At 68.6% G+C, this 24,502-nt stretch carries 26 protein-coding genes; 13 read left to right on the top strand and 13 right to left on the bottom strand.

Translation table 11 applies throughout. The features are described 5' to 3' along the window. Nucleotides 1-11 precede the first annotated feature (11 nt). A complete protein-coding gene (locus ACTWPB_RS23430) occupies nt 12-764 on the top strand; it encodes a cobalt-precorrin-6A reductase (RefSeq protein WP_446226456.1) in 753 nt (250 codons plus the stop codon). A 33-nt stretch (nt 765-797) separates the two neighbouring features. Here the strand turns inward: ACTWPB_RS23430 and ACTWPB_RS23425 are convergent, their stop codons facing one another. The 5 genes from ACTWPB_RS23425 to ACTWPB_RS23405 all read right to left on the bottom strand — a co-directional run bounded on the left by ACTWPB_RS23425 (nt 798) and on the right by ACTWPB_RS23405 (nt 5,161). Beyond that, nucleotides 798-1,340: a PadR family transcriptional regulator gene (locus ACTWPB_RS23425; RefSeq protein WP_378928883.1), complete on the bottom strand. Its 543-nt coding sequence runs from the start codon at nt 1,338-1,340 to the stop codon at nt 798-800. Nucleotides 1,341-1,497: 157 nt separating this feature from the next. Then, a complete protein-coding gene (locus ACTWPB_RS23420) occupies nt 1,498-2,037 on the bottom strand; it encodes a ubiquitin-like domain-containing protein (RefSeq protein ID WP_446222701.1) in 540 nt (179 codons plus the stop codon). 277 nt (nt 2,038-2,314) lie between these two features. Further along, nucleotides 2,315-4,003: a precorrin-3B C(17)-methyltransferase gene (cobJ, locus tag ACTWPB_RS23415; protein WP_446226455.1), complete on the bottom strand. Its 1,689-nt coding sequence runs from the start codon at nt 4,001-4,003 to the stop codon at nt 2,315-2,317. 5 nt (nt 4,004-4,008) lie between these two features. Continuing rightward, nucleotides 4,009-4,644, bottom strand: a complete 636-nt coding sequence (locus tag ACTWPB_RS23410; protein WP_446222700.1) for a precorrin-8X methylmutase — start codon at nt 4,642-4,644, stop codon at nt 4,009-4,011. Nucleotides 4,645-4,687: 43 nt separating this feature from the next. Next, the gene (locus ACTWPB_RS23405; RefSeq protein ID WP_446222699.1) at nt 4,688-5,161 is read right to left on the bottom strand and encodes an Lrp/AsnC family transcriptional regulator; all 474 of its coding nucleotides are present in this window, start codon (nt 5,159-5,161) and stop codon (nt 4,688-4,690) included. A 95-nt stretch (nt 5,162-5,256) separates the two neighbouring features. Between ACTWPB_RS23405 and ddaH the strand changes: the two genes are divergently transcribed. Continuing rightward, complete coding sequence (gene ddaH, locus ACTWPB_RS23400) at nt 5,257-6,120, top strand: dimethylargininase (RefSeq protein WP_446222698.1); 864 nt, start codon at nt 5,257-5,259, stop codon at nt 6,118-6,120. Nucleotides 6,121-6,239: 119 nt separating this feature from the next. Here the strand turns inward: ddaH and ACTWPB_RS23395 are convergent, their stop codons facing one another. Both ACTWPB_RS23395 and cobG read right to left on the bottom strand, forming a co-directional pair. Further along, nucleotides 6,240-7,331, bottom strand: a complete 1,092-nt coding sequence (locus ACTWPB_RS23395) for an RNA ligase (ATP) (protein WP_446222697.1) — start codon at nt 7,329-7,331, stop codon at nt 6,240-6,242. A gap of 83 nt (nt 7,332-7,414) precedes the next feature. Continuing rightward, the gene (gene cobG, locus ACTWPB_RS23390) at nt 7,415-8,626 is read right to left on the bottom strand and encodes a precorrin-3B synthase (RefSeq protein ID WP_446222696.1); all 1,212 of its coding nucleotides are present in this window, start codon (nt 8,624-8,626) and stop codon (nt 7,415-7,417) included. Between the two features lie 209 nt (nt 8,627-8,835). On the opposite strand from cobG, the gene ACTWPB_RS23385 reads away from it, so the two are divergent. From ACTWPB_RS23385 to ACTWPB_RS23370, 4 genes are all read left to right on the top strand, one after another. Further along, on the top strand, nt 8,836-9,510 hold the full coding sequence (locus tag ACTWPB_RS23385) for a hypothetical protein (RefSeq protein WP_446222695.1): 675 nt from the start codon (nt 8,836-8,838) through the stop codon (nt 9,508-9,510). A gap of 33 nt (nt 9,511-9,543) precedes the next feature. Continuing rightward, on the top strand, nt 9,544-9,972 hold the full coding sequence (locus ACTWPB_RS23380) for a MerR family DNA-binding transcriptional regulator (protein WP_446222694.1): 429 nt from the start codon (nt 9,544-9,546) through the stop codon (nt 9,970-9,972). A 69-nt stretch (nt 9,973-10,041) separates the two neighbouring features. Continuing rightward, nucleotides 10,042-13,680 carry a cobaltochelatase subunit CobN gene (cobN, locus tag ACTWPB_RS23375; protein WP_446222693.1) on the top strand — a complete coding sequence of 1,213 codons (3,639 nt, stop codon included), beginning with the start codon at nt 10,042-10,044 and terminating at the stop codon, nt 13,678-13,680. Nucleotides 13,681-13,771: 91 nt separating this feature from the next. Then, nucleotides 13,772-14,611, top strand: a complete 840-nt coding sequence (locus ACTWPB_RS23370) for an acyl-CoA thioesterase domain-containing protein (protein WP_446222692.1) — start codon at nt 13,772-13,774, stop codon at nt 14,609-14,611. Between the two features lie 42 nt (nt 14,612-14,653). Here the strand turns inward: ACTWPB_RS23370 and ACTWPB_RS23365 are convergent, their stop codons facing one another. Next, nucleotides 14,654-15,109, bottom strand: a complete 456-nt coding sequence (locus ACTWPB_RS23365; protein ID WP_446222691.1) for a hypothetical protein — start codon at nt 15,107-15,109, stop codon at nt 14,654-14,656. A gap of 132 nt (nt 15,110-15,241) precedes the next feature. On the opposite strand from ACTWPB_RS23365, the gene ACTWPB_RS23360 reads away from it, so the two are divergent. The 3 genes from ACTWPB_RS23360 (at nt 15,242) to ACTWPB_RS23350 (ending at nt 18,953) form a co-directional block, all read left to right on the top strand. Next, nucleotides 15,242-16,084 carry an NAD-dependent protein deacetylase gene (locus ACTWPB_RS23360; protein WP_446222690.1) on the top strand — a complete coding sequence of 281 codons (843 nt, stop codon included), beginning with the start codon at nt 15,242-15,244 and terminating at the stop codon, nt 16,082-16,084. 237 nt (nt 16,085-16,321) lie between these two features. Next, entirely contained in the window at nt 16,322-18,730 is a 2,409-nt protein-coding gene (locus ACTWPB_RS23355) for an MFS transporter (RefSeq protein WP_446222689.1), read from the top strand. Nucleotides 18,731-18,803: 73 nt separating this feature from the next. Next, on the top strand, nt 18,804-18,953 hold the full coding sequence (locus ACTWPB_RS23350) for a hypothetical protein (protein ID WP_446222688.1): 150 nt from the start codon (nt 18,804-18,806) through the stop codon (nt 18,951-18,953). Here ACTWPB_RS23350 and ACTWPB_RS23345 read toward each other — a convergent pair. Then, entirely contained in the window at nt 18,920-19,183 is a 264-nt protein-coding gene (locus ACTWPB_RS23345) for a helix-turn-helix domain-containing protein (protein WP_378919740.1), read from the bottom strand. The genes ACTWPB_RS23350 and ACTWPB_RS23345 overlap by 34 nt on opposite strands. Before the next feature lie 125 nt (nt 19,184-19,308). Between ACTWPB_RS23345 and ACTWPB_RS23340 the strand changes: the two genes are divergently transcribed. The 3 genes from ACTWPB_RS23340 to ACTWPB_RS23330 all read left to right on the top strand — a co-directional run bounded on the left by ACTWPB_RS23340 (nt 19,309) and on the right by ACTWPB_RS23330 (nt 21,620). Then, entirely contained in the window at nt 19,309-20,118 is an 810-nt protein-coding gene (locus ACTWPB_RS23340; RefSeq protein ID WP_446222687.1) for a mycofactocin-coupled SDR family oxidoreductase, read from the top strand. A 60-nt stretch (nt 20,119-20,178) separates the two neighbouring features. Further along, entirely contained in the window at nt 20,179-20,946 is a 768-nt protein-coding gene (map, locus tag ACTWPB_RS23335; RefSeq protein WP_446222686.1) for a type I methionyl aminopeptidase, read from the top strand. A 149-nt stretch (nt 20,947-21,095) separates the two neighbouring features. Further along, entirely contained in the window at nt 21,096-21,620 is a 525-nt protein-coding gene (locus ACTWPB_RS23330; protein ID WP_446222685.1) for a hypothetical protein, read from the top strand. A gap of 108 nt (nt 21,621-21,728) precedes the next feature. Here ACTWPB_RS23330 and ACTWPB_RS23325 read toward each other — a convergent pair whose 3' ends face one another. The 4 genes from ACTWPB_RS23325 to ACTWPB_RS23310 all read right to left on the bottom strand — a co-directional run bounded on the left by ACTWPB_RS23325 (nt 21,729) and on the right by ACTWPB_RS23310 (nt 23,998). Further along, the gene (locus ACTWPB_RS23325; protein WP_446222684.1) at nt 21,729-22,493 is read right to left on the bottom strand and encodes a 2-phosphosulfolactate phosphatase; all 765 of its coding nucleotides are present in this window, start codon (nt 22,491-22,493) and stop codon (nt 21,729-21,731) included. A gap of 58 nt (nt 22,494-22,551) precedes the next feature. Next, nucleotides 22,552-22,707 (bottom strand): hypothetical protein, encoded by a 156-nt coding sequence (locus ACTWPB_RS23320; protein WP_446222683.1) that lies wholly within the window; start codon nt 22,705-22,707, stop codon nt 22,552-22,554. Between the two features lie 22 nt (nt 22,708-22,729). After that, nucleotides 22,730-23,728: an SMP-30/gluconolactonase/LRE family protein gene (locus tag ACTWPB_RS23315; RefSeq protein ID WP_446222682.1), complete on the bottom strand. Its 999-nt coding sequence runs from the start codon at nt 23,726-23,728 to the stop codon at nt 22,730-22,732. An 81-nt stretch (nt 23,729-23,809) separates the two neighbouring features. Further along, nucleotides 23,810-23,998: a hypothetical protein gene (locus tag ACTWPB_RS23310; RefSeq protein ID WP_446222681.1), complete on the bottom strand. Its 189-nt coding sequence runs from the start codon at nt 23,996-23,998 to the stop codon at nt 23,810-23,812. A 72-nt stretch (nt 23,999-24,070) separates the two neighbouring features. Here ACTWPB_RS23310 and ACTWPB_RS23305 point away from each other — a divergent pair, with 72 nt between their 5' ends. Then, a complete protein-coding gene (locus ACTWPB_RS23305) occupies nt 24,071-24,451 on the top strand; it encodes a PPOX class F420-dependent oxidoreductase (protein ID WP_446222680.1) in 381 nt (126 codons plus the stop codon). The last annotated feature ends 51 nt before the right edge of the window (nt 24,452-24,502 follow it).

The following is a 24,502-nucleotide window of genomic DNA, read 5'->3' as shown; positions in this document are numbered from 1 at the left end:
GGAGGGCTGTCCTGAGAGTTTTGATCCTCGGTGGCACCGGTGAGGCCAGGGAGCTGGCGCGCAGAGCGTCCGGCGAGCGTGGACTCGACATCGTGTCCTCCCTCGCCGGTCGGGTCGCCAATCCGCGGCTGCCGGTCGGTGCGGTGCGCGTGGGCGGGTTCGGTGGCGTCGAGGGACTCCGAACCTGGCTACGCGAGAACGCGATCGACGCTGTCGTGGATGCGACCCATCCCTTCGCCGCGAAGGTGAGCGCGCACGCGGCCACCGCCGCGGCCGACCTGGACATCCCCGCGCTGCATCTGCGCCGCCCGGAGTGGGTGCAGCGGCCCGGTGACCTGTGGACCCGGGTGCCCGATCTCGCGTCGGCGGCCGCCGCCCTGACCGCCCGCGACGAACAAGTCCTGCTGACCATCGGCCGCCAGGGCGTCGGCGCGTTCGTCGGCTGTACGGGGCACGGTTTCGTGATCCGCTCCATCGACGCCCCCGAGGTCCCGCTGCCACCGCGCGCGAAACTGTTGCTGGCGCGTGGGCCGTTCACCTTCGATGAAGAACTCGTGCTGATGTCGCGCCATCGCATCGACGTGCTGATTACCAAGAACAGCGGCGGTGAGCAGACCGAGGCGAAGATCTTCGCCGCCCGCACCGCGGGTCTGCCGGTGATCATGATCGACCGGCCACTGCTGCCCGCGGGCGCGGTCACCGTGGCCGAGGTCGGCGACGCTGTCGAGTGGCTGCGCGAGTCCACCTCGCACCGGGTGCGCTGAAGCCGGTCGGGCCGCCGGTGGGCCGAACGGGAATCAGCGCGGGTTCGGCGGCGTGAAGATCGTCGGCAGTTGGTCGAACCAGTGCAGGACCGCGCGCTCGTAGGCGATGCCGAATTCGAGGGTGGCCCGCTGGTGCGGTGCCAGGGCGGTTTCGTCTTCATCGAGGTAGCGGTCGAGGCGGTCCTGATGAATGTTCTTGTTGGCGGCGATGATCCGATCGCGATGAGCCGGATCCAGGTGCTCGCCGAACGACAGCGTGAGCAGCAGCGGAACCCGGATGGTCTCGGCGCCCGGATCGCGCCCGATCCACTCGGCGAAGGCCTCGCGCCCGACATCGGTGATCCGGTACGGCGTGCGCTCCCTGGCGCCGCGTTCGCCCTTGGTCACCAGGCCCGCGGCGTCCATCGTGGACAGTTCGCGATAGACCTGGCTCTGCGTGATGGTCCAGAAGTCGCCGATGCGTTGCTGGGCCTGGGTGGCGAGATCCCAGCCCGACTTCGGACCCTCGTGCAGGAACCCGAGTAGCGAGGCCGCGGTGGAGTTCAGCGGGCGGCGTCGTGTCGCGATGTCGGTCAACGGTCAACTCCCTTCGAACTACATTCCTAAGTGGAACGTTACGCTTGGGTGGGCGGTTCGCCAAGAGCGCCGGTGTTGCGGTGCGTTCGCCGAGCCCGGGTGCGGCGGTGATGCTCGCGCGCTGAGCATCACCGCCGCGGTGGTCGACCCGTCAGGCTCAGGCCAACGCGAGGTTCAGGATGTCACCGTCGGCCAGCTCGTAGGACGCCAGTGTCGCGGAGTCCTCGAGCTTGATCTCGTTCTCGGTGATGAGCTGCTGATCAGCCACCGGAACGCCGGTCTGTTCCTGGATGAGGACCTTCAGATCCTGCACGGTGGCCGTGGTCTCGACAGTGACCGGGATGGGCTCGCCGTCCAAGCCGTTGACCGTCACGGTGATGCCGGTCGCGGTCTCGGCGAGGGGTACCCCGGGCACCTTTGGCAGGCTGGGCAACTTGGGTGCGACGGGTGCGGCCGGCAGCTCGGGCGCGGCCGGCAGCTCGGGCGCGGCCGGCAGCTCGGGCGCGGCTGGCAGCTCGGGCGCGACCGGCACCCCGGGAACGGTGGGTGCCACTGGGGGTAGAGGTGGCTGGGCCGACGCGGTGACCGGCAGGATCCCGGCGACGGGAACCGTCATGGCGGCGGCTATCAGGCCGACCGTCACACCGCGCCGTAATCGGGTGCTGAGGGTGTGCTGTGCGTGGTGCTGAACACTCATCGTGGTGAATCCTTTCATCGTCCTCGTGGGACGCGTTGGGGAATCGAACCAGGAAACGAGCTGTCACGCTGTTGTGCTCGCGGGCAGGCCCGCGGAACCAGTGTGCCACCGCGGGTGCGTATCGCCGGGCCTCGCCGACCGCGCGGGTCGCCGAGGATCGCGGTGGTGTCGGTCGCCCGCGGGTCGCCCGGGGGCGCCTGCCCCGCCGATTCGGTGGCCGCTCGGCGCGGGTCGTGCGGGGTACCGACAGTGGGGCTTGCCGATGGCCGGGCGCGGACTACCGGCTCGGCACCGACCCATACCTGCGCGAGGTGAAAACGCGGGTGCCTTCCGGCGTGTCGAAGGTGGTGGTGGTCGAGGATCCGATGATCAGCAGTGTGCGCATGTCGACCTCGTCCGGATCGAGCTCGCCCAGGGTGGTCACCCGGACCGATTCGGTCGGCCCGCCGACATCGCGGCCTAGCACCACCGGCGTGTGCGGTGGGCGGTGTTCGAGCAGTACCTCGCGCATGGCGCCGACCTGCCAGCGTCGTTGCGAGGAGGCCGGGTTGTAGATCGCGATGGCCATGTCGGCTGCGGCGACCGCCGAAAGGCGTTGTGCGACAACATCCCACGGCTTGAGCCGGTCCGACAGCGAGATCATCGCGTAGTCGTGCCCGAGCGGCGCGCCGACCCGGCTGGCCACCGCGTTGGCGGCGGTCAGGCCCGGCAGCACCCGCACCGGGACATCCTTGAACTGTGGTTCGGCCGACACCTCGAGGACGGCGGCCGCCATGGCGAAGACGCCCGGATCGCCGGAGGACACGACGGCGACGCGAGCACCACGCTTGGCCAGGTCCAGGGCCATCGCGGCCCGTTCGGATTCGACCTTGTTGTCGCTGGCGTGCCTGCGCTGGCCGGCCCGTTCGGGGACTCGATTGATGTATGTGGTGTAGCCGACGAGATCTGTCGCCTCGGCCAACGCGGCGGTGACCTGCGGCGTCGTCCAGTCCGCGTCGCCGGGACCGAGACCGAGGACAACGACTTCGCCCGGCACCTCTGCCGACTCCGCCGGGGAGACGCGCGGTGCGGACACGTGGCCACCCGGTGCGCAGGCCACGGCCGTGTGGTTCGGCTCGGCCGCCGCGGTGATCGAGTCGTCGGGCCGGGATTCAGCAGTTGCCTGACGGCCTGGCGTAGTCACGGTGGCTGCGAGGTCGGTCGCGGGCTGATGGCCGGAAGCGCCGCGAACGGGGATCGCGGTGGTCGGCGTCGGACCAGGGACGAGGGTGATCGAGAAGTACGGAACGTCTGCCTCGTCCACGTCGGCCGCGGCGAGTACCCGCTGCCGGGTGCTGCTCGCGCGTTCGACGTAGTAGGCGTCTTTGAGCCGACCGGAATCCGAAAGTGCCTGGCGCACACCGGGAAACGTGCGCCCCAGCTTCATGATCGCGGCGGCGTCGGTCTCGCGCAGGCGCTGGGTCAGTTCTTCCACGGGCATGGTGCCGGGCAGCACCGTCAGCACCTGCTCACCCTCCACGAGGGGAGTGCCCAGCGCCGCCGACGCCGCGCTGACCGAGGTGATGCCGGGAACGATCTCGGCGTCGAACCGACCGGCCAATCGCCGGTGCATGTGCATATAGGAGGAGTAGAACAGCGGATCACCGGCGGCGAGCAGCGCGACGGTGCGCCCCGCGGCCAGGTGGGTGGCCAGCCGCGCGGCCGCCTGCTCGTAGAACTCGTCGATCGCACCCTGATACCCACCGGGATGATCGGTTGTCTCCACGGTCACCGGGTAGACGAGGTGCTCCTCGATCTGCCCCGCGCGCAGATACGGCGCCGCGATGGCACGGGAGATGCTGCGCCCGTGCTTGGCGCTGTGGAACGCGACCACGTCGGCTTCGGCGATGAGCCGGGCGGCCTTCACGGTCACCAGTTCCGGATCGCCGGGGCCAAGACCGATACCCCACAGTTTGCCGGTGCTGATCTCACTCACTCCTGTTCGCTCGCCATCGCGTTCAGTGCCGACGCGGTGATCGCGCTGCCGCCCCGCCTGCCGCGGACGGTCAGATATTCGATCCCGCCGAAGTCGATCAGCGCCTGCTTGGATTCGGCGGCCCCGATGAACCCGACCGGGATGCCGATGATCGCCGCGGGTCGCGGCGCACCGGCGTCGAGCATGTCGAGCAGATGGAACAGCGCGGTCGGTGCGTTGCCGATGGCGACCACCGCACCGTCGAGCTGGTCGCGCAGCAGTTCCAGTGCCGCCACCGAGCGCGTGTTACCCAGCCGCGCGGCGAGTTCGGGCACCCGCGGGTCGGTGAGGTTGCACAGCACCGCGTTGTCGGCGGGCAGGCGCTTGCGGGTTACCCCCGAGGCGACCATATTGGCATCGCAGATGATCGGCTTGCCCGCGTGCAGCGCGGCGCGCGCGGCGGCGACCACACCGGGGGAGTAGGCGATATCGGGGGCGAGGTCGACTTGACCGCAGCCGTGGATCATCCGCACCGCCACCCGCTCGACATCGGCGGGGAAACCGGCGAGATCGGCCTCGGCGCGGATCGTCGCGAACGAGCGCCGATAGATCTCGGCCCCGTCGGTGAGGTAGCTGGTACGCACGTCGGACATGCCGACAACCCTAGAACCTGGGTGTGACGTGGTGTCCGGCGGCTCAGGTGCGGGGGCGTTCGAGAATGCGTGACATCACCAGGGAGCTGCGGGTGCGCCCGACGCGCGCGTTCTCCCTGATCCGTTCGACCGTCACCTCGATCTCGGCCATATCGGTGGCCATCACGTGCACGAGCGCGTCGGCCTCGCCCGCGATCGTCCACACCCCGACGACCTGCGGAATCGGTTCGAGGGTCCGGCGCAGCTCGGCCGGGGAGATGTTGTCGCGGTAGTAGACCTCGACGTACGCCTCGGTTTTCCAGCCCAGCGCGGCCGGGTTGACCTGTGCGGTGAACCCGGTGATCTGCCCGCTCGCGACCATCTTGTCCACCCGCCGCTTCACCGCGGGCGCGGACAGCCCGACCACCGCACCGATCTCCTGGAACGAGGCGCGGGCGTGGACGAGCAGCTCCGCGAGAATGCGCCGGTCGATATCGTCCACGTCGCTCCTTTGCTGCTGGACGCAATGATTCCCCATTCTTGCACCGATATGCACAACGAATCGGTGTTCCCGGTGCAATGGAACGGCAATTACGGTCGTGGAAACCGTCCGCGCAGCCACCGGGAGTCCTGATGACCGCCGCTAGCCCCCTTCGCGTATCCGCACCGGCGCGGACCGCGTCACCGCGCCGCTACGTGCTGTGCCGCCCCGACCATTTCGAGGTCGCCTACGCGATCAACCCGTGGATGGATCCGGCCGCCCCGGTCGACCGGGCGCGCGCGCTCGCCCAGTGGGAGATCCTGCGCGCGAGCCTGGAAGCTCACGGGCACACGGTGGAAACGGTGCCCGGCGAACCCGGTTTGCCGGATATGGTCTTCGCGGCCAACAGCGGCATCGTGATCGGTGGACACGCGCTCTCGGCACGATTCGCCCACCCCGAACGCGCCGCCGAGGGCCCCGCCTTCCATCAGTGGTTCGCCGCCAGGGAACTTCGCGAGCTGGCCGCCGCGACCGAAACCAATGAGGGTGAGGGTGATTTCGCGTTCGCCGGGCAGCGGATTCTGGCCGGTGTCGGGTTCCGCTGTTCGCTGTCCGCGCACGGGGAGGTCGAGCGGTATTTCGAGGTGCCGGTGGTGTCGCTCGAGCTGGTCGACCCGCGCTTCTATCACCTCGACACCGCGCTGATGGTCCTCGACGACACCACCATCGCCTACTACCCGGCGGCGTTCAGCCCCGCCGCAAACGACGTGCTGACCGCGCTCTATCCGGACGCGATCCTCGCCGATGACCACGACGCGGTCTGCTTCGGTTTGAACGGTCTCAGCGACGGCGAACACGTCTTCCTCGACCCCGGCGCCACCGGGCTCATCGCGCAGCTGCGCGAGCGCGGTTTCGTTCCCGTCCCGGTCGACATGTCCGAACTGCGCAAGGGCGGCGGCGGCGTGAAATGCTGTGTGCTCGAGCTGCACACCCGCCGCGACACGACCGTGAGCTAGCCGAGCCGGGTCCCCCACCGCCACATACTGGGCGGATGGCACACCTCGAGCACAGCACCGAGGAGCGGCGCGCTCGGCGCCGCATGTCGGTGGTGCGTGGCTGGTGCTCGGGGTGGGGCTCACTCGTATTCGGTGCCGCCGTCGCGCAGCAGGTACGCGGCGGAGACGATCTTGCCGATCGCCCGGCCACCGAGAATCGGCGACGTCCGTTCGGTGGCGGGGCGCACCACGAGTCCCTCGCGGATATTGGTGCCCGCGCCGCTGACGGTTTCGGCGCCTTCGGCCAATTCCAGCAGCAACTGCGCGTCGTAGGCGCCCTCGTAGAGGATCGGCACGCGCGGTAGGGCAAGGCCGAGGTCGTCGAGCAGGTCGCTGATCTCGTGATGGCCGAGCCAGCGAACCGGCGCTGTGCCCGTGTCCACCGCGATATCGAACAGTCCGAAGCCGAGCGAGGAGTCGTGGGCGGCGGACGCGCCGTAGTGCAGGTCCTGTACGCCCGCGCCGTATACCTCACCGAACAGACCGATGCGGTCCGCGTCGAGCGCGGCGGCGAGCTTACGAGCGGCCTCATCGAGCCTGTGGGCGCGAACGGCGCGCCAGTACAGGTTGCCGTCGGCCTCGGTCAGCGACAGCGACCGGCCACCGACGCCCTTGGACGAAACCAGGATTCGGTCACCGGCACGCACGTGGGTGAGCAGGCAGGCGGTGCCGTGGATCTTCTCCGTCGCCACCACGGGCTCGCCGGCGGTGAAGATATCGGGAAACCGTTTGATGTTCTCGACATCGACCCACCGCAGCAGATCCGGCGCAGCCTCGACCTGTCCCGACATCGAGACCGGCACCGGTGGAACCCATTTCACGATCCCGAGCGATTCGGCGAAATCGGCCCCGGCTGCGGCGGCCTCGGCGAGATCCATCCTGCCCAGCGCTGTCGGCCTGCACACGATGCCCTGCGACACCTCGCCACGCAGCCGCACCGCCTTCACCCGATTGCGCAGCGAGCCCGCGAGTTTCCCGGTCAAGCCGAGCTCGGCGATCAGCTCCTCGGGCAGCACCGACTGTTCCGGAATGTAGACCGCGTGATCCCCCGTGGCGAACTGACCCTTCGCGACCACGGCCCGGTACAAGCCGACCTGGGCCAACTCGAGCCGATCGGCATTCGGATGCGGAACAACGACGAGCCGCTCGGCCGTCACCTGCAGTGTGGACATGGGAACCCCCTCGTAGTGAGAAGGCAAGGGTACGAGACGTTTCCGGCATCGTCGAGCGAGTTTCGTTCGGCCGCCGACGCGGATCAGGGAGCGGTCGTCGCCTCGTCGATGTCGATGCGATAGCCGTGGTCGGTGGCGACCACATCGGTGACGGGTCCGCGTGGACGGCCGCAGCGGCGGTCGCACCCCGACCAGTGCTGGCGACCTGTCACGGTGACAGCGTCGGCGGGAACTACACCATCGGCCGAGTCGCCGGTCGTTGCGGGCAGGACACGGTCGGATTCGATGGCGGCGGCCAGGTCGGCGCGGACGTCGGTGCGTGATTTCGCGCAACCGGGGCGTCCGGCGCAGGCGCTGACCAGCAGCCACGGGGAATTCGCGTCGAAGATAAGGCCCATCGGCGCGAGCACTCGCACCACAGTTTCGGCGGGTCCCTCGTCGAGGTCGGTGATCACCAGGCTGCGCCACGGGGTGACGAAGACGGGCCGTTCGACAGCGGCCAGGAATTCGGTCGTCCTGGCCGACAAGGTACCGAGCGGTACTGCCGCGCCGAGTGTGACGAGCCCGTTCTCCTGATCGAGCCATCCGATCGGAATAGCTTGTGGCGCACCGAGTTCGAGAGGTTCGCCGACGGGAGAGCGGTCCAGCGTCTCGACCACCGATTCGACCCCGCCCGGAATTTCGTGCAGTCGCCACTGCCCGGAATCGCTGGTGCCCCGCAGATCGAGAAAGCCGCGCGCCGCGTCGAGCATCACCTCGACCGCCTCGCCCGCGGTGACCCGAAGTCCGGTGTCGGCGCCTGCCAGCAACAGGGCGAACTCGTTGTCGCCCACGGCGTGAATGCCGATGTCGCCGTGCAGCGTGCTCACATCACCGCGCCCGTCATCGAGGGTGAACAGCACTCGCCCGGGCAGCTCCGCCAGCAGCGGATCGCCGCGCAATCCGGCGTCGAGGTCGACCGCGAGCCCGTGGACGTCGGCGAGCCCGCCGACTCGCCCGGACAGTGGTGAGGCCACGATATTGCGCACCCGTTCATGGGTCCGGCTCGGCAACAGTCCCACGGCGCCCAGGCGTTGCGCGAGTTCGGAGGCGTCACGGACCTGGCGCAGCTGAATGTTGCCCCGCGAGGTCAGTTCGAGATTCCCGTTGCCGAGATCGCGTGCCGCGTCGGCCAGCGCCTGCAACTGCGCCGATTCCAACCGCCCGCCCGGCACACGAATCCGCGCCAGCGGCCCGTCGGCAGCCTGATGCAACCGCAGAACCCCTGGACAAGAATCGGGCGCACTCCTGGTCATGATGCTCCAGCCTACGACGCGCCGGCTGTGCCCCGAACCTCGCCGTGATCGGCTGCGGGCGGGCCCCTGCTCACTGCGGCGAGTGGTCGACCAGCTGCGGCCTTGCCGGCGTGACGGGGCCTACTCGCGTGACGGGGTGGTTCGGGGGTATTCGCCTAGCGTGAGTGGCGGATCCTTCGCCAGCCGAGCACTGACAGGAGAGCCGCCACATGCTGCGTGAATTCGTGGACAAGCGTGTCGTTCCCGCACTCGACAGGGTCGCGCAGGCGCAGGCGCCGGTGGTGAACCGTTACGTCGGCTGGCTGGGCCGCCGGCACCCGGACGATGCGCCGGTGGAGATCGTGCAGCGGCTGTCACGCCAATACCTGGTGGTCGTCACCGTCAGCGGCGTCACCGTCGGGCTCACCGCCGCGGTCCCCGGGGTCGGCACCCTGATCGGTCTGGCCGCGACCGGCGTGGACACCCTCGTGTTCCTCGAGGCGTCGTCGGCGCTGTCGGTCGGTGCGGCCGCGGCTTACGGTCTCGATCCCGACGACCCGAGGCAGGCGCAGCTGGTGTCGAAGGTGGTGCTCGGCGAAGGCGGCACGAAGGTGCTCGAGGGGACGGCGGGCCACAAGACCGGCCAGTGGCTCTCGGTGATCACCGACCACATCCCAGGCCTGGCGAGCATGCCCGACTCCCCGGCCAAACGTTTCATCGTCAACTACCTGGTCAAACGCGCCCTGCTGCTGTTCGGCACCCTCATCCCAGCGGGGATCGGTGCGGTCATCGGTGGCGTCGGCAACAACGCACTGGGCCACCTGGTGATCGCGAACGTGTACCGCAATCTCGGCACCGGCTCCCCGGAGATGGCCGCCGCGGGCACCGAGCGATCCACGACTTGACCTTCGAGTCAGTCGAACCCCGATCATGAAACGGTGCCCGACACCGAGCTGATCACCATCGGAGCCTTCGCCCGCGCCTGCGGCCTGAGCGCCAGCGCCCTGCGCTTCTACGCCGACGCGAGCATCCTCGTCCCCGCCGTCGTCGACGCGGCCACCGGCTACCGCTACTACGCCCCCGAACAGACCGAGACCGCCCGCCTGATCCGTCATCTCGTCGTAACCGCGTCAGGTATCGAATTCACACCGCCGTCCATCTCTGCGCGGCGCAACCCGCAGATCAAGATCAGCAGGCAAGGGCGCGCAGGGGCTCCCGGACGATGCTCGCGCCATTGCTTGCTGATCGATTGTCCAGCCGCTGGGTGCGGGCTGGAAAGTTGCGGGCGGGACTGGCCCAGTAGCATCGTCTTGCTCGGCGGGCGACGAGGAAACCGGTGGAAATCCGGTGCGGTCGCGCCACTGTGAACAGCCAGACCCTCTCCGGCGAGCACCGCAAACCCCGATGGGCGCGTAACCCGAGGAAGGTCTCACCCTGTGATCCTGCTGCTGTCCACCTCCGACACCGACCTGCTGAGCGCCCGCGCGAGCGGCGCCGAGTACCGCTGGGGCAATCCCGCCCGGCTGCTGGTGGAGGATCTGCCGGGACTGCTCGACGGCGCCGACCTGGTGATCGTGCGGATCCTCGGCGGCAAGCGTGCGTGGGAAGAGTGCCTCGACGCGATTCGGGCGAGCGGGGTGCCGATGGTGGCGCTGGGTGGCGAGATCGCACCCGACGCCGAGCTGATGGAATGCTCGACGGTGCCGGTCGGTGTCGCGGCCGATGCGCACAACTATCTCGCCGCGGGCGGGGCCGAGAACCTGCTCCAGCTACACAACTTCCTGTCCGACACGGTGTTGCTGACCGGCCACGGTTTCGAACCGCCCGCGCAACTGCCCACCTGGGGTGAACTCGACCGGTCTCCGCGAATCCTCGAACCGCACGCACCGACCGTCGCCGTCGTCTACTACCGCGCCCAGCACCTCGCGGGCAACACCGCCTACATCGAGGCGCTGTGCAAGGCGATCGAGGCCAAGGGCGCACGGCCGCTGCCGGTCTACGCCGCCTCGCTGCGCACCGCCGAACCCGAACTCCTCACCCTGCTCGGCCGCGCCGACGCCCTCGTGGTGACCGTCCTCGCGGCGGGCGGCAGCAAGCCCGCGACCGCTTCGGCCGGTGGTGACGACGAAGCCTGGGATGTGGCCGCGCTCGCCGCCCTTGACGTGCCGATCCTGCAGGGCCTGTGCCTGACCAGTGGCCGCGCGCAGTGGGAGGCCAACGACGACGGCCTGTCACCGCTCGATGTGGCGACGCAGGTCGCGGTGCCCGAATTCGACGGGCGCATCATCACGGTGCCGTTCTCCTTCAAGGAATTCGACGCCGATGGGCTGTCGGCGTATGTTCCCGATCCCGAACGCTGTGCCCGGGTGGCGGGGATCGCCGTGCGCCACGCCCGCCTGCGCCACATCCCAGCCGCCGACAAGCGGATCGCGATCATGCTCTCGGCCTATCCCACCAAGCACGCCCGGATCGGCAATGCCGTCGGCCTCGACACCCCCGCGAGCGCGATCCGCCTGCTCACCGAATTGCGCACCGCTGGTTACGATCTCGGCGATATCGACGAGATCCCCGGCCTGGTGGAACGCGACGGCGACGCGCTGATCCACGCGCTGATCGCCGCGGGCGGTCAGGATCCGGAGTGGCTGAGCGCCGAACAGCTGGAGGGCAACCCGATTCGCATCGGTGCCACCACCTACACCCGCTGGTTCGAGTCCCTGCCCGCGGACCTGCGCGAGGCCGTCGTCGAGGCATGGGGGCCGCCGCCGGGCGAACTCTACGTCGACCGGTCGGCCGATCCCCAGGGTGAGATCGTCATCGCCGCACTGCGTTTCGGCAATGTGGTGCTGATGGTGCAGCCGCCTCGCGGGTTCGGCGAGAACCCCGTCGCGATCTACCACGATCCCGATCTGCCGCCCAGCCACCACTATCTCGCCGCCTACCGCTGGTTGTCCGCACCCGACGGTTTCGGCGCCGACGCGATGGTGCACCTGGGCAAGCACGGCAACCTGGAGTGGCTGCCCGGCAAGACTCTCGGCATGTCCGCCTCCTGCGGCACCGACGCGGCGCTGGGTGACCTGCCGCTGATCTACCCGTTCCTGGTCAACGATCCGGGAGAGGGCACCCAGGCCAAGCGCCGCGCGCACGCCACCCTGGTCGACCACCTGATCCCGCCGATGGCGCGCGCCGAAACCTACGGCGACATCTCGCGTTTGGAGCAGCTGCTCGACGAGCACGCCAATATCTCCGCCCTCGACCCGGCCAAACTGCCCGCGATCCGCCAGCAGATCTGGACCCTGATGCGCGCGGCCAAGATGGACCACGACCTCGGCCTCGCCGAACGCCCCGAGGAAGATGTCTTCGACGACATGCTCCTGCACGTCGACGGCTGGCTGTGCGAGATCAAGGACGTCCAGATCCGCGACGGCCTGCACATTCTCGGGCAGGCGCCCGAGGGCGACATGGAACTCGACTTGGTGCTGGCCATGCTGCGCGCCCGCCAGCTGTGGGGCGGCGAACAGAACGTGCCCGGCTTGCGAGAAGCGTTGGGCCTCAGCGAAGCCGGTGACGAATCCCGCGAACGCGTCGATGTGGTGGAAGCCCGCGCCCGTGAACTCCTCGGCGCACTCCAGGCGACGGACTGGTCGGCGGACGCGGTCGAGACCCTGGTGAAGGACTTCGCCACCGCGATTCTCGCCGGGGGAGTGAGCGATGCGGCCGACGAGACCGCCCGCCTCGCCGCGGTGACGACCGTCCTGCGGTTCGCCGCGACCGAGGTCGTGCCCCGCCTGCGCGAAACCCGCATCGAGATCGCCCGCGTCCTGCACGCCCTCAACGGCGGTTTCATCCCCGCGGGCCCCAGTGGCTCCCCGCTGCGCGGTCTGATCAACGTGCTGCCCACCGGCCGTAACTTCTACTCCGTCGACCCCAAGGCCGTCCCCTCGCGGCTGGCCTGGGAGACCGGTCAGGCGATGGCGGAATCGCTGCTGGCCCGGTACCTGGCCGATCACGGCGAGTACCCGAAGTCGGTCGGGCTGTCGGTGTGGGGCACGTCGGCGATGCGTACCTCCGGCGACGACATCGCCGAAGTCTTCGCCCTGCTGGGTGTTCGGCCGGTGTGGGACGAGGCGAGCCGCCGCGTCACCGCGCTCGAGGTGATCGCCCTCGACGAACTCGCCCGCCCGCGCATCGACGTCACCGTCCGCATCTCCGGCTTCTTCCGTGACGCGTTCCCGCACGTGCTCGCCCTGCTCGACGACGCGGTCCGCCTCGTCGCCGACCTCGACGAGCCCGCCGAGTCGAATTACATTCGCGCACACGCCCAGTCGGATCTCGCCGAACACGGCGACACCCGTCGCGCCACCACCCGCATCTTCGGCTCCAAGCCGGGTACCTACGGCGCGGGCCTGCTGCAGCTCATCGACTCCAAGAGCTGGCGCACCGACGACGATCTCGCGCAGGTCTACACCACCTGGGGTGGCTACGCCTACGGTCGCGACCTCGACGGCGCCCCCGCCGCCGACGATATGCGCACCGCCTACAAGCGCATCGCGGTCGCCGCCAAGAACACCGACACCCGCGAACACGACATCGCCGACTCCGACGACTACTTCCAGTACCACGGCGGCATGGTCGCGACCGTCCGTGCGCTGACCGGCAAGAACCCCGAGGCCTACATCGGCGATTCCACCCGCCCCGACGCCGTGCGCACCCGCACGCTGTCGGAGGAGACCGCCCGCGTCTTCCGCGCCCGCGTGGTGAACCCACGCTGGCTCGAGGCGATGCGCCGGCACGGGTACAAGGGCGCGTTCGAGATGGCCGCCACCGTCGACTACCTGTTCGGCTACGACGCCACCACCAATGTCGTCTCCGACTGGATGTACGAAAAGCTTTCCGAGAGCTACGTTTTCGATGACGTGAACCGCAAGTTCATGGAGCAGTCCAACCCGTGGGCCCTGCACGGCATCGCCGAACGGCTCCTGGAGGCAGCCGAGCGCAAGCTGTGGGAACACCCCGAGCAGCAGACCCTGGACGCACTGCGGCAGGTATACCTGGAAACCGAGGGTGAGCTGGAGTGACCCCACGTGCCACAAAATTGCCACACGTTCTACTGTGAGGAATGGTGTGCCGCCGCGATCCTGCCCGGCACCCGCGGAGGAAAGGGGCACGATGGTGACCTCCCCTGGTTATTTCACACACGCGAACGGCGTCTTCACGCCGACGCAGTACTCGCTGAGCCTGTGGTCGCCCAGCACGCTGTCCGGGCCGCCGGTGTGCGGGCTGATGGCGCGCGAAGTGGAAGCGGGCTACTGCTCCGACGGCTTCGCCCCGGCGCGACTGACTGTCGACCTGCACCGCCCGGTGCCCGCCGTACCGTTGACAGTCGCCAGCGAACTGGTGCGCGACGGGAACCGGGTTCGTGCGGTGGCGATCGTCGCGCGCGCCGACGGCGAGATCGTCGCCCGCGGTAGCGCGCTGCTGCTGAAGCGTTCGACCCAGCCCCCGGGTGAGGTGTGGCGACCCGACCGGGATCGCCCGGTGCCGCCGCCGAACGTGCTCGCCACCATCGACGAGGTGATGCACCTGTTCGGCAGTGATGGGCGGGGCTGGTCGGCGAATATGACCGAACACCAGAACGACACGCGCAAACGCAAGTGGGTGCGCAATATCCCGGTCGTCGCGGGGGAGCGGTCATCCCCGTTCTGCTACGCGGCGATGACCGGCGAGCAGACCAGCCTGGTCACCAACTGGGGCACCGAGGGTATCGGTTTCATCAACACCGATGTGTCGATCACGTTCTCGCGCATGCCTGTCGGTCACGACATGGGTCTCGAGGCGGAGAGTCACCTCAGCGACGACGGGATCGCGGCGGGTGCCGCGGTGCTCTACGACGAGCAGGGTGCGTTCGGCATCTGCACGACCACCGCATTGGCCAACGAACGCAGGCAGATCCGTGGCGACATCATCGACGAGCTGTCGGAGTCGTTCGCGGCGGACGCGCTCAGGTAGCCGCAAGTCCGGTGAATGCCGGCCCGGCCCGGCACCGGTGAACTACGCGGACACCAATGTCACGATGAGTTCGTCGGCGATCGACTCCGCCTTCACCATGCCCGTGCCCAGGTAGAGGGTGGCCGCGCGGGGGCGGCCGTCGGCCAGTGGCACCACCGAGACCGCGTCGACGCGGCGGCCCGCGAGCTCGTCGTAGGGTGCCTCGTCGGTGACGTCGAAGGCGGTGTACTTGCCGGAGTTGGCGACATACTCGATGTTCACCGGGTCGACCAGTGGCTCGAACGGGTCCCGCCACGGCGCCCCGCCGATGCGCAGTTCCGCACCGTCGACACCGGCGTCGAAGAGCAGGGTCGCACCGTTGTGGAAGGTGAATTCGATCGGGCCCTCGGTGCGGTCGATCTCGTCGCCGAGGACATAGAACATCCGGCGGACGGCGATGATGGTCCCGTCGACCGCGGCATTGAGCGCGGTGCGGCCGTGCTCGTCGGTGTCGGACATAGGTTTTCCTCTGCAGCGGTCGATGCCGGGCGGAGGAAACATCATGTCTTCGCGCGGCCACCGCACGCAACTCGGCCCCGGCGTGTTCGTCCCGCGCACAACGCGGCGCCGCCCCCCTCGTAGAGTGGATCCATGGTGGATATCGACACCACCGACGCGGTGGAACGCGCGGCCGAGCTGCTGCGCGGGCGCCGCACCGTGGTGATCTCCGGTGCGGGGCTGAGTACCGACAGCGGCATTCCCGACTACCGCGGGCACCGATCACCACCGCGCACCCCGATGACCTACCAGCAGTTCGTCGGCGACCCGGTGTTTCGGCAACGATATTGGGCACGCAACCACGTCGGCTGGCGGCGGATGGACGCCGCCCGGCCCAACCCCGGTCATCGTGGGGTCGCGCGGCTGGAGCGGGCAGGCGTGGTGTCGGGCGTGATCACCCAGAACGTGGACCTGCTACACATGAAGGCGGGTGCGCGCCGGGTGATCGATCTGCACGGAACTTACGCGCGAGTGCGATGCCTGAACTGCGCGAATCTGATCTCCCGAATGACGCTGGCGCAACACCTCGAAGCCGCCAATCCCGGTTTCGCGGAAAATGTTTCGGCGGGGGCAACGGGTATCGAAGTGGCACCCGACGCGGACGCCGTGGTGACCGATACCGACCGATTCCGGATGGTCGACTGCATGGCGTGCGGCGGAATGCTCAAACCCGACATCGTGTATTTCGGTGAGAACGTGCCGCCCGACCGGGTGGAAGCCGCTTTCGACATGGTCGAACAAGCGCAGGCGATCCTGGTGGCCGGTTCCTCGCTGACGGTGATGTCGGGCCTGCGATTCGTGCGCAGAGCAGCGAAAAACGGTGTGCCAGTGGTGATCGTGAATCGCGGGCGCACCCGCGCCGACGAACTCGCCACGCTCCGAATCGACGCGGGTTGCTCGGAAACTCTGTGCGCGCTGGCCGACCTCGGCAGCTGAATTCACCTCCGCCGAACCGACAGTCCCGAGTGGCGCGACCTATCGTTTCCCAGTGAAATTATCGATAACTTGATCCCTCGATGACGGCGACGAATCCGGCGTGGGTAAGCTCTGCGCACCAGTGCATGAAGAGTTCCACCCGCGGCGCAAAGTTTTCCTCGCAGCGGGGTTGTCGGCCCTCGTGTGGGCCGAATGATCGACCCCCACTTGCCAGCCGATCAGAACCAGGGCTTCTCCATGACCGATACCGTCGTTGCCGAATCACGCCTCACGCACCGCCAGACACTCACGATTCTGTCGGGCCTGCTACTAGGGGTGTTCCTCGCCGCGCTCGACCAGAACATCGTCAGCGTCGCGATCGTCCGGATCGCGAACAGTCTCGACGGGTTCGACGAACAGGCATGGGCGACAACGGCATACCTGATCACCGCCACCGTCACCACGCCGCTCTACGGCAAGCTCGCCGACATCTACGGGCGTAAACCGTTCTATCTGCTGGCGATAGCCCTGTTCGTCATCGGCTCGGCGGCCTGCTGCTTCGCGACCACCATGTACCAGCTGGCCGGCTGCCGCGCCTTCCAGGGTTTGGGCGCGGGCGGGTTGATGTCGTTGGCGTTCACCATCGTCGGTGACATCGTGCCCCCACGCGAGCGGGTCCGCTACCAGGGCTATTTCCTCATGGTGTTCGGCATCGCGACGGTGCTCGGCCCGGTGGTCGGCGGTTTCCTGTCCGATTACGAGAGCCTCGGCGGTATCGAGGGCTGGCGCTGGGTGTTCCTGGTGAACGTACCGGTCGGAATTCTGGCGTTCCTCGTGGTCGCGAAGGTGCTGAACGTGGCGCACACGCGCCAACGCAGCCGGATCGACTGGTTGGGCGCGATCACGCTCATCGTGGGTGTGGTGCCGCTGCTGATCGTGGCCGAGCAGGGACGCGTCTGGGGTTGGACCGAGCCGAAATCGCTACTCTGCTACGGCATCTGCGCGGCCGGTCTCGTGTTGTTCGCGCTCGTCGAATTCGTGATGAAGGACTCGGCGCTGATCCCGCTGCGGTTGTTCCGCAGTTCCACCTTCAGCATCGCGATCCTGGGTGGGTTCCTCGTGGGTGTCGCGATGTTCGGCGCGATCACGATGGTGCCGCAGTATCTGCAGGTCGTGCGTGGCTTCTCGCCGACCGAGGCGGGGCTGCTGATGTTGCCGCTGGTACTCGGGATCATGGTGGGCGCGCAGGTATCCGGGCTGATCACGAAAGCCACCGGACGATACAAGGTGCTGCCGGTGCTCGGTGCGCTGATCCTGGCGATCGGGTGTGCCCTGTTCGCCCGGATCACCTACGACGGTCCGCTGTGGCAGCCGCTCGCCTACAGCGCGATCATGGGTCTCGGTCTCGGCGGCTGCATGCAGACGCTGGTCATCGCCGCGCAGAACGCCGTCGGGCGTACCGAGATGGGCGTGTCGACCGCGGCGGCGACATTCTTCCGTCAGCTCGGCGGGACGCTCGGGGTCGCGGTGTTCCTGACGGTGCTGTTCGACCAGCTGCCCGGTTCGATCCTGGAAGCCTTCGGCGGGAGCCTGCCGCCCGGTTTCGACGGCGCGCGGCTCGCGGGCTTGCTGAGCGATACCAGTGGCATCGCCACCCTGCCCGACGAGTTGCGGATCCCCATCCTCGAGGGATTCACCGACTCGATGCACAGTGTGTTCCTGCTCGCCGCCGACCTCGCCGTGGTGGCCTGCCTGGTGCTGGTGTTCATGAAAGAGATTCCGCTACAGGAGGATCCGGCACCCGAGGAGCAAGCCGATGCCACCTTGCTGCGCGATGTGAGCCTGCACGACGCGCACGAGATGGCGGGGAAACTGCGGCCCGCCGCGACCGGTCGGGTGATCGCGGGACTGTTGCGACGCGACGACGCGCGCCCGGTGCCCGCCGCCACCCTCACCCTGATCGACCAGCACGGGCATCAGGTGGCCCGCGGCAACGGCGATGCCGACGGCGCGTACGTGATCGAGGCGCCACGGCCCGGCAACTATGTGCTCATCGCCGCCGCGGCCGGTCATCAGCCCGAGGCGGTGAGCGTGTCGATCGGGGAGCGTGCCCAGCATGTCGACCTGATGCTGACGGGCGCGGGCGAACTCGCCGGGATCGTGCGGTCCGCGCGCCGCGGCGAACCGCTCTGGGGTGCCACGGTCACGCTGACCGACCCCCAGGGTGAGGTGGTCGGCGCGGCGATCACCGGCGAGGACGGCACCTACGTGTGCCGCGATGTCGTCAGCGGCACGTACACCCTGGTCGCGGTGGCCGACCACATGCGTCCGTCGGCGGTCGCGCTGACCGTGCCGGAGACGGGCTCGCTGCATCGCGATATCGACCTCGAACCGATGGCCATTCTCCTCGGCTCCGCGTGGGTGGACGGTGACCGTCCCGTCCCCGATGTGCAGATCACCGTCCTGGATTCGGGTGGCGATCCGGCGGCGACGGCCCGGACCGACGAGAAGGGGCAGTACCTGGTCCCGGACCTGCCGGAAGGGGAGTACACGGTGGTCGCGCGCGGATACCCACCGGTCGCGAGTCAGGTATCGGTGACCCGTGGCGAGATCACTCACGATGTGACGCTCGGCTACGAGAACGAGGAATCGATGAACCGCCGGTAGCCGGGTCGAGGTCGACGCGCACGGTCAGCAGGTCGGGCGGGGTCGATCGCGCGGACACGGGGCGACGCTGCTCATGGCCGTGGTGGACGGACTCGCCCTCGAGGCGATGAGCGCGCCCGGTCTGTATTCGCCCGCGGAACTCGTGGGCGCGCTGGACGAACAGATCGCGCTGGTGGTCGGTGCGGCCGATCAGGCGGACTCGGCGACCTGCTCGTCTCGGTAGGACTCGGCCAGTTCGGCCAGGGGGATCGAGAGGGCCTCGGCGAGGCCGACGACGGTGCCGAACGCCGGTGAGGGCAGCCGTCCCGACTCGATCTTGCGCAGCGTCTCCGGGGAAATGCCTGCCCGCAGGGCCACCTCGGTGAGGTCGCGATCGCCGCGCGCTGTGCGCAGGCGGCGGCCCAGGCGGCGGCCTGCTTCGACCTGCGCGGGGCTGAGCGGGAGACGGACCATGCGACCGATGGTAGGTCCTCGCGAACGCGTTGGCCAAGTTGAGTAGGTATCTCCGTTTCCGCCTCGCGCGGTCGTTGTCGGTGGTAGGTGTCAGGGAAGGACATCGAGGTTCGAAAGGTTGGGGCATGACACGACGGTTCGACGGCAAGGTCGTTTTCATCACGGGGGCGGCGCGCGGGCAGGGCAGGGCGGAGGCGGTGCGTTTCGCCGAGGAAGGCGCCGACGTGATCGCGATCGACGCGTGCGCCGAGTTCGCCAGCACGACCTACGCGGGTGCCACGGAGGCGGATCTGGCCGAGACCGTGAAGCTGGTCGAAGCCGCAGGCGGCAAGATCGTCGCGAGCAAGGTCGACGTGCGCGATTTCGACGCGCTCTCGGCGGCGCTGGCCGACGGCATCGAGCAGCTGGGCAGGCTCGATGTGGTCGTGGCCAACGCGGGGATCTGCTCTGCGGCGATGTCATGGGAGATCACGGCCGAGCAGTGGCAGGAGACGATCGACGTCAACCTCACCGGCGTCTTTCACACGGCGAAAGCCGCTGTGCCACACCTGATCGCGCAGAACGAAGGCGGCGCGATGGTGTTCACCAGTTCGGTGGGCGGACTCAAGGGCATCCCGTTCACCGGTCACTACGTCGCGACCAAACACGCGATCACGGGGCTGGCCAAGACGATGGCGAACGAGCTCGGCGGGTATGCGATCCGGGTGAACACGGTGCACCCGGCGGGCGTGGAAAGCGGTATGCAGATCAGCGAGATGGGACCGCTGTTCGAGAAGTACGGGAGCACCCTCGCGCCCATCTTCATGAACGCGCTGCCCAGTCACATCTGCCAGCCGGAGGAGATCGCGGCGACGGTGGCGTGGCTGTGCTCGGACGAGGCGGGCAAGATCACCGGCGCGCAGATCCCGGTGGATATGGGCAACCTGAACCGCTGAAATTGGTATTTTTATACCGGCGCGGCTAGTGTCGGTATGAAAATACCAAGTGGAGGCGTGATGGTGGAGTTGAAATCACCCGCGGAGATCGAGCGCATGCGGGTGACCGGCCGGTTCGTCGCCGACGTGCTGGCCGGGGTGCGCGACCGTGCGGCGGTCGGGGTGAACCTGCTCGAGCTGGAAGCGTATGTGCGGGAACGGATTCGCGAGCGGGGGGCGGTGTCGTGCTATTGGGACTACGCGCCGTCGTTCGGGCGCGGGCCGTTCCGTAATACGGTGTGTCTGGCGGTGAACGATGCTGTGCTGCACGGACTTCCGCACGACTACGCGCTGTGTGACGGGGATCTGCTGACGGCTGATCTGGCCGTGTCGATCGACGGCTGGGTCGCCGACTCGGCGATCTCGTTCATCGTCGGCACCCCGGCGCCCGCGGATGAGCGCCTGGTGCGGGCCACCGAGGAGGCCCTGGCCGCCGGGATCGCGGCGGCGCAACCGGACAACCGCATCGGTGACATCTCCGCCGCGATCGCGAATGTCGCCCGCGGGTACGGATATCCGGTCAACACCGAGTTCGGTGGACACGGACTCGGGCGGACGATGCACGAGGATCCGCATATCGCCAACGACGGCAGGGCGGGCCGCGGGTTCCGGCTGCGGCCCGGTCTCACCGTGGCGATCGAGCCGTGGTTCGCGGCGAGCACCGCGAAGGTCTACACCGACGCCGACGGCTGGACCATCCGCTCCGCCGACGGCTCCCGCTGCGCGCACAGCGAGCACACGATCGCCGTCACCGCCGACGGCCCGAGGATCCTCACCTCGCAAGACTGACCGGTCGGCTCCGCGCGTGCGAATTCTGTATTGCCGCAAGCCGATTCGGATTCCGCCGAACCGGTGTGATGCGACATGGCTATAGCGCATCATGGGAGGTACGGGCTGATCTCGGGGTAGGTCGGGTCAGCAAGTCGGAGGGAAAACCTATGATGTTCAAGCAGTTGCTGGCTGCCTGCGTGCTCACTGTCGCGGCGACCGGCATCGCCGCCGCCACCGCCCATGGCGCCCCACTCGCCGGACCGTCGGTAGCGGGTGTCGACGGGGCCGTCGCCTATACCGCCGCGGTCGCGCACGACGGTTCGCAGGCATCCGTCGAACTCACGGCGGGCACCTTCGAGCTCACGCCCGAAGCGGGCGTGGCCGTCCTGGCACCCAACGGCCAGCGCGTCGGCTTCATCCCGACGACCGTGCAGACGGTAGCCGGTCCTGCCATCACTGTGGTCCCGCAGCTCGACGCCGCGGCCACCACCCTCACCCTCACCCCCGTCGGCGCGCCGATCGCGAACCCCGCGGCGTTGCAGAACATCGATCAGACCGGCAACATCGTCGCCGGCATCGCGATCGGCTGTGTCATCGGTGCGCTCATCGGCCTGATCTTCCTGTTCGTCAGCGCCATCCCCGGGTGCATCATCGGGGCGGTGATCGGCGGCATCATCGGCTCGAACCAGTAGACCTTACCGCTGTGGTGGTCGCTGAAAAGGCTTCCACCACAACGGTATTACTGATCATCCCGAACATGGATCCGGAAGCGTTGTGGGGAGATGGCGGCCGGTTCTCTGCTATCGGGATCGGTGGTCGACGAAGGCGTTGCCGGTGAGAACCGGAACGGCGGTATCGGCATCCCGTTCGATCGCGATGGCCACATCATCGGCGAAGCCCGTCGCGGCGAGTTCGCGGCCCGAGGCACAGTCGGTGATCAGGGCGCCCACGTCGGGAATTCCCTCGAATATGGTTGCCGCCGTGCGTGCTTCGGGGGACGGGGTAGTGAGGCCGCGATCGATCAGCGCGGCGGCGAGCGCACCGGCACCGAGCCAGTCCTCCAGCGCCGGTCGCACGGTATCGGTGCCGGGCCAGTGCTCGCCCGCCGGGATGATCGCGATCGGCTGATCGGGAGTGCCCCAGTGCTGGGCAACGAGCCAGTCGGCGACCGCGCTGACGTTGCGCAGACACGCGGCGACGACCCGCGTCCCCTCGACAGCGGCGGCGATGGTGGAACCGTTGGGTGAGGGCAGCACCAGGCGCGGAGTGAACGGTGCCCGCCGGATCGCCGCCGGCGACAACGACCACGGACCGGCCTCCCGCCGTCCGACGGCGAGTTCGGCGGCGTTCTCCTCGGCAAACGCCCGCGCCGAATCATCGCGCCACCGGTACGGGAACACCGCGGTGCCCGCGGCGGTAGCCACCGACACCGACGTCGTGAACGACAGCACATCGATCACCACAAGACACCCGGCCCCCGGCCCGAGCACCGCCGCCCCGGCCCGCCCCCACTCCACCCGAATCCCGAACCCGTCCTGCCGTGCCCACTGTGGTGCCGATCCCACGTTGACCTCCCGAGAGCCGAATCTGGAAGTGCACCACGGATATCGACGGTACGCCACCTCAGAAGCCGTGCAATTCCGCTTCCTCGATCATCGGGTCCTGCCATTGCTGCTCGATCGCCAGGCGTTGGTCCGCAGGCAGATCTGGGGTCCAGCCCCGCGTGCGCCAGAAGGCTATGCGCCTGGACTGGGTCATCGGCGGGGTGGGTTCGGCCATCGGTGCCTCCTGGTCGAGGTGCTCAGCGGAGGAAGGAGGGTGTGAGGTCAAGCGCGGATGGTGGGCGGAGGCGGCGGAGGGTGCCGTCGATGCTGGTGACGTAGAGGGACCAGGCGCCGGTGGTGGGGTCGGGGGCCAGGCGGGCCGAGGTGGGGCCGATGGGAGGTCGTGTGGGAAGGGGGCCTCGGGGGGTGGTCCAGCCGGTGGCGAGGGTGCACCAGGTGCCCGTGGACGGGTCGACCTGGTAGACGCTGCCGGAGTAGTCGCCGGTGACGAAAACGAGACCGGCGGCGGTGACGTCGAGGTCGTCGAGTGCGGGGAGCAGGCCGTCGTTCACGGTGGCGATGGGGGTGGCGCGGTCGGGGGCGTCGAGTGGGACTCGCAGGAGTTGGGAGGTGAGGACGTCCTCGGTGATGACCGACTGGTGGTCGGGGGCAAGTGCGAGTCCGTTGGGGCGGGGGACGGGGGACCAGGCGAGGGTGAATTCGCCGGTGGCGGGGCGGTAGCGGCTGATGCCGACCGGGGGCCAGGGGACGGAGAGCTGGGAGATGAGCAGGTCCCCGTCGGGGAGCAGGAGTAATCCGTTGGGCTGCACCAGGTTCGGGAGCAGGGTGGTGACGTCGCCGGTGCCGATGTCGAGTCGGCTCAGGGTGCCGCCGCCGTTCGGTGTGGTGCCGTCGCCGGTGACGAAGTAGAGGTCCGCGCCGATCAGCCGCAACCCGGCCGGGTTGTCGAGGCCGGTGCGGACGGTGGTGACCCGGCCGTCGCCGGCGACGTGCAGGATCTCGCCGCGAATGATGCCGCTGACGTAGAAGCCGCCGCGGCCGTCGTATTCCAGATTTTCCAAGCCGCCGAGATCGGCCGCCAGCACCTCGGCGTGCCAGCCGTCCGCGCACGACGGTGCGCCGGCCTGTGCCGTACCCGCCGGGCCGATCCCGAGGGCGGCGGCAACCGTGACTGCTGTTGCGAGACAACGGGTCCGCCGCCGACGGGTGGTGAGTTCATTCGATCGGCCGCGCATGGTCGAAGCCTACTGGCAGACCGGGCGCGTGGCTGGGGTCAGTCGGTCGCGGTGCGCGAGGCCGTGAGTAGGTCGCAGCCATCACAGCGCCGCGCGCTCCTCGGCGGTCAATTCGACGGTGTCGAGTTCGGATTTCCAGTGCGCGAGCCGGTCGGTGTACTCGGCATGGCGTGCGGCGACGTCGTCGACCATCACCAACGCGCCCGCGTGCTCCGCCGGCAGCTCGATTCCCGGCGGCGCGGGTGCGAAATGCAGGGCGTACCTCCGCATTCGCTCCGGCCGTGCGCGGCTGAGGATCGCCGCGCGGCGACCCAATGCGGCGGACCCGATTAGGCTGTGGGCATGACTAACCGCCTCGGTGAACTGGCGACCGCGAATTACGTACTACTCACCACTTTCCGCAAGGACGGCACTCCGGTGGGAACGCCTGTCTGGGCGGTTGCCCGCGAGGACAAACTGTTTGTCTGGACGGTGACCGACAGCTGGAAGGTCAAGCGTGTCCGGCGTAACCCCGAGGTGACAGTGCAACCCTGCAACGTGCGCGGGGATGCGCACGGTGCCGTGGTGACCGGCACCGCACGGCTGCTCGACGCGGCCGAGACCGGCGAACTCCGGTCGGCGCTGCGCAAGAAGTACTGGTTGACCGGCCCGCTCGTGATCCTCGGCAGCAACCTGCGCCGCGGCAAGGCGGGCACGATCGGCATCGAGATCACGCCGGCCTGACTCGACCCGATCTCATAGGTAGAACCGCCGGTATCGGTTACTGTGAGTAAC

The sequence above is a fragment of the Nocardia sp. IBHARD005 genome, assembly GCF_052814245.1.
This window is presented reverse-complemented; position numbering and strand designations above follow the sequence as displayed.